General features: G+C 54.3%; 16 protein-coding genes. 4 read left to right on the top strand and 12 right to left on the bottom strand.

The annotated features are described in order from the left end of the window. Positions 1 to 34: 34 nt before the first annotated feature. Both modB and HP435_RS11830 read left to right on the top strand, forming a co-directional pair. Positions 35 to 718: a molybdate ABC transporter permease subunit gene (gene modB, locus HP435_RS11835; RefSeq protein WP_007785281.1), complete on the top strand. Its 684-nt coding sequence runs from the start codon at positions 35 to 37 to the stop codon at positions 716 to 718. Between the two features lie 18 nt (positions 719 to 736). Then, on the top strand, positions 737 to 1,399 hold the full coding sequence (locus HP435_RS11830; RefSeq protein WP_007785279.1) for a sulfate/molybdate ABC transporter ATP-binding protein: 663 nt from the start codon (positions 737 to 739) through the stop codon (positions 1,397 to 1,399). 63 nt (positions 1,400 to 1,462) lie between these two features. Here HP435_RS11830 and HP435_RS11825 read toward each other — a convergent pair whose 3' ends face one another. Both HP435_RS11825 and HP435_RS11820 read right to left on the bottom strand, forming a co-directional pair. After that, positions 1,463 to 2,227 (bottom strand): 5-oxoprolinase subunit PxpA, encoded by a 765-nt coding sequence (locus tag HP435_RS11825; protein WP_007785277.1) that lies wholly within the window; start codon positions 2,225 to 2,227, stop codon positions 1,463 to 1,465. A 159-nt stretch (positions 2,228 to 2,386) separates the two neighbouring features. Further along, the gene (locus tag HP435_RS11820; RefSeq protein ID WP_007785275.1) at positions 2,387 to 2,731 is read right to left on the bottom strand and encodes a YlbG family protein; all 345 of its coding nucleotides are present in this window, start codon (positions 2,729 to 2,731) and stop codon (positions 2,387 to 2,389) included. Between the two features lie 75 nt (positions 2,732 to 2,806). Between HP435_RS11820 and HP435_RS11815 the strand changes: the two genes are divergently transcribed. Continuing rightward, a complete protein-coding gene (locus tag HP435_RS11815) occupies positions 2,807 to 3,142 on the top strand; it encodes a hypothetical protein (protein WP_007785273.1) in 336 nt (111 codons plus the stop codon). 7 nt (positions 3,143 to 3,149) lie between these two features. Here HP435_RS11815 and HP435_RS11810 read toward each other — a convergent pair whose 3' ends face one another. Together HP435_RS11810 and HP435_RS11805 are read right to left on the bottom strand one after the other, a co-directional pair. Then, positions 3,150 to 3,605, bottom strand: a complete 456-nt coding sequence (locus tag HP435_RS11810; protein ID WP_007785272.1) for a YlbF/YmcA family competence regulator — start codon at positions 3,603 to 3,605, stop codon at positions 3,150 to 3,152. A gap of 72 nt (positions 3,606 to 3,677) precedes the next feature. Continuing rightward, the gene (locus tag HP435_RS11805) at positions 3,678 to 5,573 is read right to left on the bottom strand and encodes a hypothetical protein (protein WP_229049900.1); all 1,896 of its coding nucleotides are present in this window, start codon (positions 5,571 to 5,573) and stop codon (positions 3,678 to 3,680) included. 67 nt (positions 5,574 to 5,640) lie between these two features. Between HP435_RS11805 and HP435_RS11800 the strand changes: the two genes are divergently transcribed. Then, positions 5,641 to 6,081 carry a protease complex subunit PrcB family protein gene (locus HP435_RS11800; RefSeq protein ID WP_035317423.1) on the top strand — a complete coding sequence of 147 codons (441 nt, stop codon included), beginning with the start codon at positions 5,641 to 5,643 and terminating at the stop codon, positions 6,079 to 6,081. Positions 6,082 to 6,167: 86 nt separating this feature from the next. Here the strand turns inward: HP435_RS11800 and HP435_RS11795 are convergent, their stop codons facing one another. The 8 genes from HP435_RS11795 to HP435_RS11760 all read right to left on the bottom strand — a co-directional run bounded on the left by HP435_RS11795 (position 6,168) and on the right by HP435_RS11760 (position 12,504). Further along, complete coding sequence (locus tag HP435_RS11795) at positions 6,168 to 6,587, bottom strand: hypothetical protein (protein ID WP_007785265.1); 420 nt, start codon at positions 6,585 to 6,587, stop codon at positions 6,168 to 6,170. 108 nt (positions 6,588 to 6,695) lie between these two features. Continuing rightward, the gene (locus HP435_RS11790) at positions 6,696 to 7,043 is read right to left on the bottom strand and encodes an AMP-dependent synthetase and ligase (protein WP_122965803.1); all 348 of its coding nucleotides are present in this window, start codon (positions 7,041 to 7,043) and stop codon (positions 6,696 to 6,698) included. A gap of 226 nt (positions 7,044 to 7,269) precedes the next feature. After that, on the bottom strand, positions 7,270 to 7,839 hold the full coding sequence (locus tag HP435_RS11785) for a manganese catalase family protein (protein ID WP_005827166.1): 570 nt from the start codon (positions 7,837 to 7,839) through the stop codon (positions 7,270 to 7,272). A gap of 20 nt (positions 7,840 to 7,859) precedes the next feature. Then, on the bottom strand, positions 7,860 to 8,126 hold the full coding sequence (locus HP435_RS11780; protein WP_007785261.1) for a spore coat protein CotJB: 267 nt from the start codon (positions 8,124 to 8,126) through the stop codon (positions 7,860 to 7,862). After that, complete coding sequence (locus tag HP435_RS11775; protein WP_007785259.1) at positions 8,116 to 8,358, bottom strand: spore coat associated protein CotJA; 243 nt, start codon at positions 8,356 to 8,358, stop codon at positions 8,116 to 8,118. The genes HP435_RS11780 and HP435_RS11775 overlap by 11 nt, the downstream gene beginning before the upstream one ends. A gap of 150 nt (positions 8,359 to 8,508) precedes the next feature. After that, positions 8,509 to 10,062: a hydantoinase/oxoprolinase N-terminal domain-containing protein gene (locus tag HP435_RS11770; RefSeq protein WP_007785257.1), complete on the bottom strand. Its 1,554-nt coding sequence runs from the start codon at positions 10,060 to 10,062 to the stop codon at positions 8,509 to 8,511. Next, complete coding sequence (locus HP435_RS11765; protein WP_007785255.1) at positions 10,059 to 11,156, bottom strand: S-methyl thiohydantoin desulfurase family protein; 1,098 nt, start codon at positions 11,154 to 11,156, stop codon at positions 10,059 to 10,061. Before HP435_RS11765 ends, HP435_RS11770 begins: the two co-directional genes overlap by 4 nt. Positions 11,157 to 11,187: 31 nt before the next feature. Continuing rightward, positions 11,188 to 12,504 (bottom strand): cytosine permease, encoded by a 1,317-nt coding sequence (locus HP435_RS11760; RefSeq protein ID WP_007785252.1) that lies wholly within the window; start codon positions 12,502 to 12,504, stop codon positions 11,188 to 11,190. Positions 12,505 to 12,510 lie beyond the last annotated feature (6 nt).

Genomic DNA, 12,510 nt, shown 5'->3' with positions numbered 1-12,510 from the left:
AGACGTTCTCGCAGAAAAAAGGTGGGTTAGCGATATGGAAACGAATCTGACACCTTTGATGCTGTCGTTAAAAGTGGCTGCGCTATCCACCTCCTTTGTTTTTGTGCTTGGCATGCTTGGCGCGCGCTGGATGACGCAAAAAGAATTTTGGGGCAAAAACGTGCTGGAGTCTTTTTTCCTGCTCCCGCTCGTCTTGCCCCCTACTGTTGTCGGCTTCGGTCTGCTGTTGCTGTTCGGAAAAAACGGATTTTTGGGCCAACTGCTTGAGCAGTGGTTCGGTATCCAGGTCGTCTTTACGCTGTCGGGAGCGGTGATCGCCTCGATCGTCGTCTCGTTTCCGCTAATGTACCAGAGCGCCGCCGCAGCTTTTACCGGAGTCGACCAACGCCTGGAAAATGCCGCACGCACGATGGGCGCATCCGAGTGGCGCGTTTTTTGGACCGTCGCTTTCCCGCTGGCTTGGCCAGGGCTTTTGGCAGGACTTGTGCTGTCGTTTGCCCGCGGCTTGGGAGAATTTGGGGCCACGCTGATGCTCGCAGGCTACATCCCGGGAAAAACGGACACGATTCCGGTCGCCATCTATTTTGCCGTGGAAGCCGGACAAATGGAAAAAGCGCTGTTTTGGGTCGTCATCATCGTATCGCTCGGCATGGGCACCACCCTATGGCTCAACTGGTGGAGCCGACGCAACGTGCGCAGGTACGCCAATCAAAAGTAAGGCAGGAGGGAGAGCGTCATGCTGGAAGTAGACATTCAGAAGCGCTTGCCAGATTTTGTGTTGGATGTCTCCTTTTCAACCGAACAGGAGATTGTCGTCCTCTTCGGCCCATCCGGTTCGGGCAAGACGACCATTTTGAACAGCATAGCCGGGCTTGTCCATCCCGATGGAGGGCACATTTCCTTGAACGGCCGCACGTTTTACAGCGCGGGGCAAAAACCGCTCGCCGTGCAGAAGCGCAACGTTGGCTACTTGTTTCAGGATTACGCCTTGTTCCCGCACATGACCGTTTCCCAAAACATTCGCTACGGTCTGCGAAAAGGGCACGAACTGCATCTGGAACCGCTTTTGACGACAGTCGGAATCGATCATCTTCTGGACAAGTACCCGCACCAGCTTTCGGGTGGGCAAAAGCAGCGTGTCGCGCTTGTGCGGGCACTCGCTACGGAGCCGGACATCTTGCTGCTGGATGAACCGCTTTCCGCGCTGGATACAGCCACGCGCAAGCAATGTCAGGACGAATTGCTCCGGCTTCACGAAATGTGGGGCATTCCGTTTCTGCTCGTCACCCACGACCGGGACGAAGCGGAAAAGCTCGGAGATACGATCCTTTTGATGGAAAACGGGAGAATCGTGGAAGCAAGCGCGCAAAAAAGCCATACAGCAACGTCGTCTTCCTGAATCGCAGGAGTTGGCGTTGCTGTATGGCTTTCTTTTATTACGGGATGGCTGCCAGTATGACTTTTACCGGGCAGTGATCGGCTCGATTTTCACATCGTTCTGCTTTGCCCATTTATGCACTTCCACCAAAAATTGCAGCACGTCGTGACTCTCATGATGGACGCAAAGCGTATCGGCTGCAAGCTCGATGACCTCGCCATTGACCGTCGTTACTTTTTGCTTGAGCACGAGCTGGCGCGTCTGCTCCATCCGCTCTTCCTTGCTGATGAGCACGCTGCCTTCCAACTCGCGCGGAGCCAGACGGCCATTCGGCATGTACGCCCGTTCCGCGAAAACTTCCTCGGCTACTTGCAGTCCATGCTCCAGCCCTGCTTCCACCAGCTTGCTGCCGGACAACGCGTACAGGATCAGCTCCTCGTCGATGTCGGCAATCGCCTGGACGACCGCCTCGGCAAGCTCGGGACGCTCTGCTGCTTCGTTGTAAAGCGCTCCGTGCAGCTTGACATGGTGCAGTTCTCCCCCCAAAGCGCGTGTCATGCCGGACAAAGCCGCTACCTGGTACAAAACAAGCTCATATACTTCGTTCACAGACAGGTTCATGGAGCGTCGTCCAAAGCCTTGTATGTCCGGGTATCCAGGGTGCGCTCCGATTTTTACATCGTGCTTGATCGCTGCCTCGATCGTTCTGCATATGAGATGCGGATCACCTGCGTGCAAACCGCAAGCAATGTTGACGGAGGTGATCCATTTCATAATTCCCAAATCCTCTGATTGTCGTCCTCGGCTGAAGCATTCGGCCATGTCGCAGTTAATGTCTAGATGAATCATGTATGTACGCCCCCACCTTTCCTCTCATGATCTATGTACGCGTATTGAAAGCGCATTCATCAGCGTTACTCCTGGAGTCTTCCTATTTATCTAGCATACCATGTACACTGCCTTGGCAAAAGGAAAAAAGCTGCCGAAAACTGGCAGCTTGTGAACAACTTATGTCGAACCGACCGTCGCTGGACTTCCCTCTTCTGCCGTCATTGTCTCGGCCAGCGCCATCACCTGGTTTTTTTCCTGTTTGTAATCGTATTCCTTCGCTTTGTCCGGCCTTGCATTGTTGTACTCCACCGGAATCTCGTGACGATGGGACCGCTCGATTTTGGTCACGAAATGCAGTTTCTCCATGATGCGGATCGTTTCGTCCAGCAGATTCGCATCTACGTACATGGAGACGTAGTTCAGCCGTTTGGAGATGTAATGAATGGTGCCAAATTTGCGTAAATTTTTGGCCGCTCGTGTGTTTTTTACCCACACGGCAACACCAAGACGTCGTTCTCTCATGTAACCGTTGGTCTCCTTTCCCTTCATGGTATAATCACCTGTAAACGCCCGATACAGAAAGGATTTGTGGTCATTATGCTGACTAGCTTTTATCGAAGCTTCGAGGAAGCGCTTCACCAGGAAGGCATCGTGACAAAAAGCGGCTGGCGCACGCATGCGGGCCAACGCTTCTTTTATGTAAGCAGCACACTCCCCGCTTCTCGCCTGACTGAACGGCTGATGGAAACGGGGGAGCGACTGACCACCCATACCAAATTAAAGCCCGAGTGCATTTATGTGCGCTCAGGCGACGACCAGCACGTCTACCGTTTTCGCTTTCTGGTGCCCAGCGAAAAGCAGTTTTGCTGCGGCAACCTGTGCGAGGACTGTTTTCTGTTGCGTGAAAAGTCCTCGCCACAGGCCGAAGCGTGACTGCCTGTCAGGAAAGCTTTTTCGTGCTGCAACCGCAGCTTCCCCCGGTCCCGCAGCCACTGCCCTGCGCTTCCAGAAACGGATTGTTGCTCGGCACCTTGATGGTGTCAGATACCGAGTGGGCAATCGTTCTGCTCACCTGATACAACAACTCATCCAGCGCGTCCTCAGCCCGCTTGAAAGCCTGCACGGAATCGCGAAGCTCAATCGTCCGCTTCAGCTCGCGCACTTCTTTTGATATATGGTTGTAATCGGGATGGTACTTCCCGAACCGTTGTACATCTTCATACTGCTCCTTCTTCTTTTCAAACAACTCCAGAAGGCGCTGTACTTCTTCGTCTGCCTCCATCCAACGCTTGGCCTCCAAATATTGCACGACCTCGCGCGATTGATTGATCATGGTGGACAGTTCATGCGACTCCATAATCAACTGGGCCATATCCACAGTCTCTACTGCTTCCATAGGGCGAGACCTCCTTTCACACTAAAGGCGTAAAGCTTTTAGTCCCTTCTGATTGTACCACGATCTACACCCTTAGTACAGATAATCAGGCACTACAATGCGCACTCGGCCCAGATCATCAAGCCTGTAGGAGCGCTTGCCGTGCGGACCGCTGATGGAGACGACCCAATAGCCCATGTCCAGTTTGACTTCCACAGGCAGTCCATGCAGCCGCTCCTGATCAGTCAACTGGATTTCTACTTCCAGTTGCAGCTCGGCCGCCCGCTTGAGCAAATCCCGCAGCGATTGCGGATGATACGACTGGAAATGCTGCGTCCACATTTTCGGCAATGTCGCCAGCTGCGGCATGGCTTCATCTTGGGCAGGAAACGTATTTTCGATCGCGTATCCATCCCAGGGCCGTTCGATCAGAAGCAGCCCCCTTGCAGCCACATCCGGTAACGTGTCTTCTTCCCCATCGACAGCGTCTGTTTGCATGACGACATGCGGCTCGTAGCCATAATGCTTGAGCAGGTCGATCAGCTGCCTTTTTTGCGAGAGTGGGATGAAAAATTCCGCCGGAGACAAAACGTGCTGCAAAAACGGCTGAAAGTCAGGAATTTGCCGCCATTCCTCCACAAATCCGCCATGTGCGGTACGGACGCGGTAAAACGGCTCCAATTGGATTTGCGTAGCCGCCTTCGCCCAATGCCCGATCACTTCGACCAGGCTATCCGGCAATGGATGGGCACAGCCGCTCCGCAGCTTTTCAATCACCTGCTCCTTAGTTCCCCCCGAAGCAAGATACGACTGGAGCTTTCCCGCTTGCAATTCGCCCCTGATCAACTGGCCTTCAAACGTCAGCTGACAAAATGCGCTGATCTCCCACACGTCACGCAGCGGCACGAGCGGCGGAATCGTCAGTGCTCCGGTCGGATCGACAAACCAGCCTTCTTCGGCCGTCAAATGCGGCAAGCTGTTCCATCGCCAGAAAAGGCGCTCCTCGTCATCGGCTCCGAGCTGAATCCAGCCCATGCCGAGCAAAATGTGCAGCCATTGCTCCACAATCGCTTTTTCGGCCTCCTCTGGCAAGACAAAACCCGCTGTCTCTAGCATGCGCAATTGCGCGTCCACGCAACACCACTGATCAAGCGGAACATGCCTCATCATCTGGGCAAAAGCATCCCACCAATCGCCATGCGGCAGCAGTTGGTCCGCAACCAACTGATACAGCTGTTCAAATCGCTCGGGAGAAGAATGGTTGAGCCACTGGCGAATTTGGTATGCGTCTGGGACAAGCTGTTTCTCTTTGCGCATCACTAGCCCCAGCCGGAAAGCCAGATCGAGGACAATCGTGAGCGCCAGGCCATCTCTCTGCTCTTTGTCCAGCGGAGCGAGGGCGATGCCTTGCACATGCTCGTCCGCAATGGACAGGAGCGGAAGCATTTTTTGCATTGCCCTGCGGTGAATGCTCCCTTTTTGCGTCACGGGCACTTGCTGATCGCGGACGAACAGCAGAAGCCCAAAAAGATCCAGATGTATCCCTCTGCCGGCTGATATATAATAAGGGAGCGTTTTTGACAAAGAAACATAGGCCGAAGTCAATTGTGGCAACAACTGCATGGTCAGCTGCTCACGAATTTCTTGCGGCATCACATAACCGATCTCACTCCACATTTTGCGTACAGTCAAAATCAGTCCCAGTCGTCGAAGCCTCGTCAGACCGATGGACAAGTGTCTGTGCTCTTTTGCCGTTTCCCGTTCCCAGGCCCGTTTGCTGAAAAAGCCGCGTGGCGCTTTGGTAAGAAACAGCTTGATGACGGTTCTTTCCAGTTCATCAGCCTCTTGCCAGACACGGCTGATAAACGCGCTATCCAACAGTCTGGACGACAAGTCCTGCTGTTCCTGGTCAAGGCGAAAACGCCTCGTCTGTTCGTTTAGAATCGCTTGTCTCGTTGCTTCGGACAGGTATTCCAGCGAATCGTTCACACGCACTCCTGTCACCTCAGTTTTCATGATCTCATCACGATTACTTTTACCAATTGGAAGGAGAATGATGATGAATATATTCCCTAGTTTGTTGCTCGCAGCTTCGCTTTGTGTCACAGGTGCCCAATCGGTTTCCCTATCCCATCCTACCGCATCTGCGCCCGCAGTAAAAGAGGTTGCGCCTTTCGCAGCCGAGTATGAAGCTGTAGCCGCTCCGTACCCGCCTGCTGTAACGGAAGCATTGAAAACCGTGCGAAAAAATGGCGGTCATACGGTCGTGCGCGCGAACGGCAAGGCGTATGTCGTCATCAGCGCAGGACAACGGCCAACGGGAGGGTACCGACTTGTAGCGGATCAGGTCAAGCGGACAGGCCCGCACGGCTTCACCGTCCACGTTCGCGTTCAGCCGCCAGCACCTGGTGCTCTGAAAACGCAAGCGATCTCGTATCCGACGCTCGTCATTGCCTTGCCTGACCAACAGGCGCAAGTCAAAGTGCAAATGCGCTAATGAAAAAAGCCGACAAATCGAGTGCCATTGGCGCTTTTCTGTCGGCTTTTTTCTATGGAGTCTGACCACTTAGGCTTGGACGCGAATCAAGGCTTGACCTCGATGTTGAAGCGCTCGGATACTCCATACGACTCGTGGTTGTTGTGGGCCAATTCGACCGTAATCTCGTGCTTTCCGCTCGGGATGTCTTTCAAGACATAGCTTGCTTCAAACACTTTTGCGATTTTTTTCCCATCCAGGTACAGATGGACATGGCCTTCTCCCTGCTTGTTTTCTTTTCCCATGTTCTCCAGAGAAAAGGTAAAGTTGGTGACAGCCAGCTTGAGTTCCAGGTCATCTTGCGTGAGCGTATGCGTAACCTGGAGCGTAGGCGCAGCCTGGTGAGCCTGCGGCTGTTCTACCATGACATTCGTCTGTGCATCGTTTTTCGCATAGACGAACCACTCGACGAGCGCCGCGATGGCAATCAGCAGGAACAAGCGGAAAATCAATCGTTTGGTTTTCACCGAAAACGGCTCCTTTCCAAATTCAGTCATCCCACATTGTGCCCTGAAACAGGCCATTTATTCGCCGCGCTCGGAACCCGGTGCTCTTTAGGGGATTGCCCGCAGCGATTAATGTTGCGGCTGGCTTCCGTATCCTTGTGTTTGTTGCTGCAAAGACAGCGGGACATTTGAGACGGGTTGATGGACAGACAGACCCGCCTGCCTGCAAATGTTGGCGATTTGCTGCATTTGTTGAATGGCGATGTCATGTCCTTGAAGTGCTGTCTGAATCATATGTGCCGCTTGATGCTCTCTTTGCGCAATTTGTTCGAGCGCCATTGCATTTTTTTGTTCTTGCTGCAAAAGCTGTTGATACTGGGCTGATGCTTGTTGTGTCTGCTGGATCAGTTGCGCAATGAGCTGCTCGCATTTGGCCAATTGTTGTGCGATTTGATTATTGTTTGCAAAGGGATTCATTGGAAGCCTCCATTCCACTGCTTTTGTTTATGGACAAACTTATCATGTTTTCCCTGGTCGATGTTTATTCTCCAAAATTGGCTTGATCCGGTACATAATCACTTTCCCCTTCGTGAAAAGGAAAGATGCGATGTTGATCTTGCCCGTTATCGTGGATGTTTAACAAAAAAAAGAGAGCATTTCGCTCTCTTTTGCGTTCTTAGTCGTCTTCCCGCTGGCTGTTTGCTTAAAAAATCGTCTTGCGGCCTTGTTCTTCCTTCAAAATCTCCACGGCTTCACGGAAGCGCAAGGAGTGGACGATTTCTCTTTCGCGCAAAAATTTCAGACTGTCCTGCAAATCCACATCGTCTGTCATGTCGATCAGCCATTGGTACGTGGCCCGCGCTTTTTCCTCTGCGGCGATATCTTCGTACAGGTCGGCGATCGGATCGCCCTTGGCCGCGATGTAGGTTGCCGTCCACGGCACGCCTGCCGCATTGTTGTAAAACAGCGCTCTGTCGTGGTTGGCGTAATGGGCGCCAAGCCCGGCTTCTTCCAACTGCTCGACGGTCGCGTCTTTGGTCAGCTTATACACCATCGTCGCAATCATTTCCAGGTGGGCAAACTCTTCCGTGGCAATGTCTGTCAAGAGACCGATTACTTTGTTCGGGATCGTGTAGCGCTGGTTCATGTAGCGCAGCGCTGCTGCCAGCTCTCCGTCTGCTCCGCCGTACTGCTCGGTCAAATATTTCGCCATTTTCACGTCGCACTTGCTGACGCGAACCGGATATTGCAGCTTTTTCTCATAAATCCACATCGGTTATTTTCCCCTCATTTCTACACTTGCCATGGCCAAGGCTCGTCATTCCACTGCCACGGATATCCGGAATAGCTGCGTCCGAACCCTTGCAAGGGGCCGTACAACTTTTCATACTCATTCGCCAGCGCCCAGCGCTTTTCCGTGAGCTGGTTGAACTGCTCTATCGCGTTCATATCGGTAGGATGCGTATCGAGATACAGATTCAGCTCGACCAGGACGAAATCGATCTCTTGCAGCCTTTGCAACAGAGCGTAGTATTCTTTTCCTCGTTGTTCAGGTGCCATGGGAACCCCCTCCCCCTCTTCCTAAGTGATCCATCCTCGGGTCGTACGGGCTGTACAGAGACGGCCACAATACACCCGTGCGCAAAGCTTCGGCTGGAGAATTTTGGGGCAAATCAGGGGGCTGGAATGTGATAAACAATTGTGGCGGCACCGAGTATGTTTTCACCCGAATCGGCGGGCAAGGATCGTATGGACTTACGTAGGGAAACCAGTTACGTGTTTGCGGGTACAAGCAGGATGCCCTCCTCCATGTGATTTTTCCGGTTTGTCATGAATACGATATGCCACCTACCCAGAAGGCGTGATAAATGTCCCGGAATGCAAAAAAACAGGAGCCTGTTGTCAGCTCCTGTTTTTGCTCGTCATGCGATCAGCTTTGTGGTCATGCCTGCAAAAGCCCTGCCGCTTTTACGCGAATCAACAAGGCATTCCCCGGCAAATACGCCAACGGGATGTCTTCCATATGAACGATTTCCAATGACTGCGGATCAGCTCCTGCGGCAATTGCCTCGCGAATCGCTCCGGCTTTTGCATCCGCCAGTGCTGCTTCTCTCGTCTGCTCGTCCAGCGCGTATATTTTTTCGATTTGCCCGCTGACTTGACCGAGCGCCGCTCCGATCGCATTCGCTGCGCCAAAATGTTTCGGCCTGATCACTTCCGAGACGCCTTTCATCTGATCAGGCAGCAAGACGCTGCCGCCGCCGACGAGAATGACAGGGACCGGAGTCGGGCTCGTCTTCATCCGATCAATCGCATCCTCCACGGCTGCGACCAATTGAGCGTCTACCTGCTGGCAAAAAGCCCGGTCGATGCCTGCTACTTTCGCCCCCGGCCAGTCCAAGCGGCCCATGACGACTGCTACATCTGTCGCGGTCATCGTATCCCCGCCGACGATCAATGCCCGATTGCGCAACTGGTAGCCTACGCTGTCCGGACCAAGCTTGATTTCCTCGCCGGATCGGCGAACAATCGTGCCGCCTCCGATTGCGACGGAGAGAATGTCCGGCATGCGGAAATTGGTACGAATCCCCCCGATGTCGACGGCAAGCGAAGACTGACGTGGGAAACCGTTGATCAGAACGCCGATATCCGTCGTAGTTCCGCCGACATCGACGACCAGCCCGTCTTTTCGCCCGGACAGATGAGCCGCGCCGCGGATCGAGTTCGTCGGACCGCAAGCGATCGTCAAAATCGGGTAGCGAATCGCATACACGAGCGACATCAATGTCCCGTCATTTTGTCCGAAAAAGATTCCCGCATGTTCAATCCCGTTTTTGCCGAGCGCCTCGCGGAAACCTTCTGCCACCATTTTTGCCGTCTGGATGAGGGCTGCGTTCAAGATCGTCGCATTTTCCCGTTCCAACAGGCCGATGCTGCCGATCTCATGCGACACGGAGATCGAGATAGATTCGCCCAGCTCTTCGCGGACGATGTGCGCCACCCGCTTTTCCTGATCCGCATTGGCCGGAGAAAAGACGCCGGAAATCGCAATCGTCTCCACGTCGCCTTTCATCGAGCGGCAGGCGCTGCGGATTTCTTCCTCGTCCAAAGGAACGATTGTCCGACCGTCGTATTCGTATCCGCCAGACACCATATGCCAGTTCTCGCCTACGGCGGCCCGCAAGTCTTCCGGCCAGCCCATCATCGGCCGAACGGCTGTCGTGGCTGGCTTTCCGATGCGGATGGTGCCCACGCGGTTTAAGCGCTTGCGTTCTACAATCGCATTGGTGCAATGCGTCGTTCCGAGCATGGCGTACCGAACATGCTGCGGATTGACTCCGCTTTCGGCCACAACGCGGCGCAGCGCTTCGTAAATACCCGAGCTGACATCTGCTGTGGTCGGCGATTTCACCTCGTGGACGACTTGCAGCTGTTCATCCAGCAGCACCGCGTCTGTATTCGTCCCGCCTACGTCAATTCCAATCCGGTAGCTCATGCCTTTTCCCCTCTCTTTGCAACCAGTTGTTCCACAGGCACATAGTCAAAATCGTACCCGAAGTAGCGCGGCCCCACTGTCTCGATGCCTTTGGCCGTCCGCCATTTGGCATGGCACGGGAATGCCACAATCGAGACGCGCGCGCCGTATTTCAAGCCTTCTGTCGTGATCGGCATGCCTGTCTCTTTGTCCAGGACAGCGAGCAAGTCAGGCGTGGTCGCAAGCGGTTGACCGTTTTCCAGCGCGACGAGGTGCTCGTTTTGAAAGCCGAGAATCATTTGGCGTCCGCGATCGTGGTCGATCCCGTCAAAAGTCGCCTGGCCTTTTGTAAAGCCGCTGTCTGTCCGGCGGCTAATGTCGACGGTTTTGCCCGCAAACAATTCAAATCCGCCAAGCTTGTCCAGAAGCATACGCACCGGGCTCGTCTCCTGGCTGCGCGCGGTGCGCAACAGGGCGCCGATCTCCTGCGCCAAGGTCAGCGTGCCTGGAATGGCGCTTTGTTTCACCTGTTTGCCCGACAGCGGATAGTCGCACATCGCCGCAGAGCCGCCCATCTGGATGGTCACGCTGCGCGCGAACCTCTCCGACATGACGCCGTCTACCGGATACATCACGATCCCGTTGCCGCGCTCATCTGTCATCGCGGTTGGAGCCGGAGCCAGTCCGTCCAGGTAAAAGGTGACCATTTGCGCCTCCGGAAAAGCTCTGCCCATCGCATCTGCATCGAGGACGGGGATGCCTTTTTCCGCCGCAACGACCAGCGGAATGATCGAGTTGACCCCGCCGACCTCAATCGGCATCGTTACCGCCACCTTTTTCCCCAACGCTTGCTCGATAAATTCGAGGGCTTGCGTCACCATGCCTTCCGCCGGAATTTTCTCCACCATGACCGTAGGTGCCCCGATCATGCTGGAAGGCACGACGAGCGCGTCGTCGTCCAGCTCATCTACCGTCATGAGCGGAATCGGGCCGTACTTTTCAATCGCCTGCAACGCCATCATTTTGCCGATGTACGGATCGCCGCCCCCTCCTGTTCCCAAAACGGCTGCGCCTGCTGCAATGTCCTCGATCGCTTGTGCGTCAATGTATCTCATGCGTATCTTCCTTTCTGCGTGTACGTGTGCATTATCCTTTTGTGGCTGCTTCCTCGGCTTGTTGCTTCCTGCGGCTGGCTACTCCAAAAGCAACCTGGAACAACACGCCGCACAAAAAGCCGTCGAGCGCCGGAACCGTCGTCAAATGAAACAACCCCAAGCCATCGGGAGCCGCCGTTGTGCAGTAAGCGATGAACGAAGCGAGCAGCCACGACACCAGCGAGCGGGCAATCAACATGCGATGCGCTTTGTCAAAAGCAAAAGCCGCACGGTTGACGAAGTAATATTCGGCGATGCAAATTCCCCCGACGGGCGCAATCAGCATCGTGATGAACGACAGGAACGTAATAAACCGATCGTAAATGCCCATGTAGGCAAGAGCCGTGGCAAACAGGCCGGCAATCAGCGTAATCCATACCTTGGGCGTTTTGCTGAAGACGACGGAAAAGCCGAGCGATGAGGAATACAGGTTGCTCGTATTCGTCGTCCACTGCGCGAGCGTGATGACCAAAATCGCGGGGATGCCCAACCCGAGCGCCAAAAAGATCGTCGTCAGGTCGCTCGTGCCCATCGCTTTCGACAAAATGATCGCCACGACGATCATGAAGCTGTTGCCGACAAAAAAACCGACGAACGAGGCGAGCATCGCATCTTTTCGCGTCCGCGCCCATCTGGCAACGTCAGGCGTGATAATCGTCCCGACGACGAAGATGCCGATTACGAGCGAGACAGCCATCCCGAAGGACAGCGGCTCTCCGGACAACCCAGTCTGCGCCATTTGCGAAAACGGATGATTTTGAATAGTCAAAACAATAGAAGTAACAATTAAGATGACCATTAGCGGAACAGCCCAGGAGCTGAGCTTTTCCAATGCTCGATAGCCGTATATGGCGGTAGACATCATGAGCAGTCCGCCAATGACCGAGAGAACTGCCTGGTCCATTTCAATGCCCAAAACGGAAGAAAGCGCTGTCTGGGCATTTTGGGCAAAAAATCCGGCCTGTACGCCAAACCAGCCCAGCAAGGAAATGCCGATGATGGCGGAAATCAGGCGCGCCCCGTACTCCCCGAAGGCGTAGCGGGTAATCATCGCAGTCGACAAGCCAGTGGCTGCGCCCATGTAAGCACATACGGCCCCCATGATCCCCAAAAGCAAGGAGCCGAGCATAACCGCCCAGATGGCGTCCCAAAAATTCATTCCAGAGCCAAGCTGCGCGCCGAGCAGCATTGATGAGATATCAATGCCGATGGCGATCCAGACGAGGCTGAGCGGAACCCACCCTTTTCGCAAGGCGAGTGGGACCGGCTCGCGTTCGTAGTCGTTTTTCTTGTTGTTCGCCTCTTCCATGTCATC

The organism is Brevibacillus sp. HD3.3A, assembly GCF_013284375.2.
GTDB lineage: Bacteria > Bacillota > Bacilli > Brevibacillales > Brevibacillaceae > Brevibacillus > Brevibacillus parabrevis.
The sequence above is the reverse complement of the archived record's forward strand: the minus strand, read 5'-3'. Positions and strand labels throughout refer to the sequence as shown.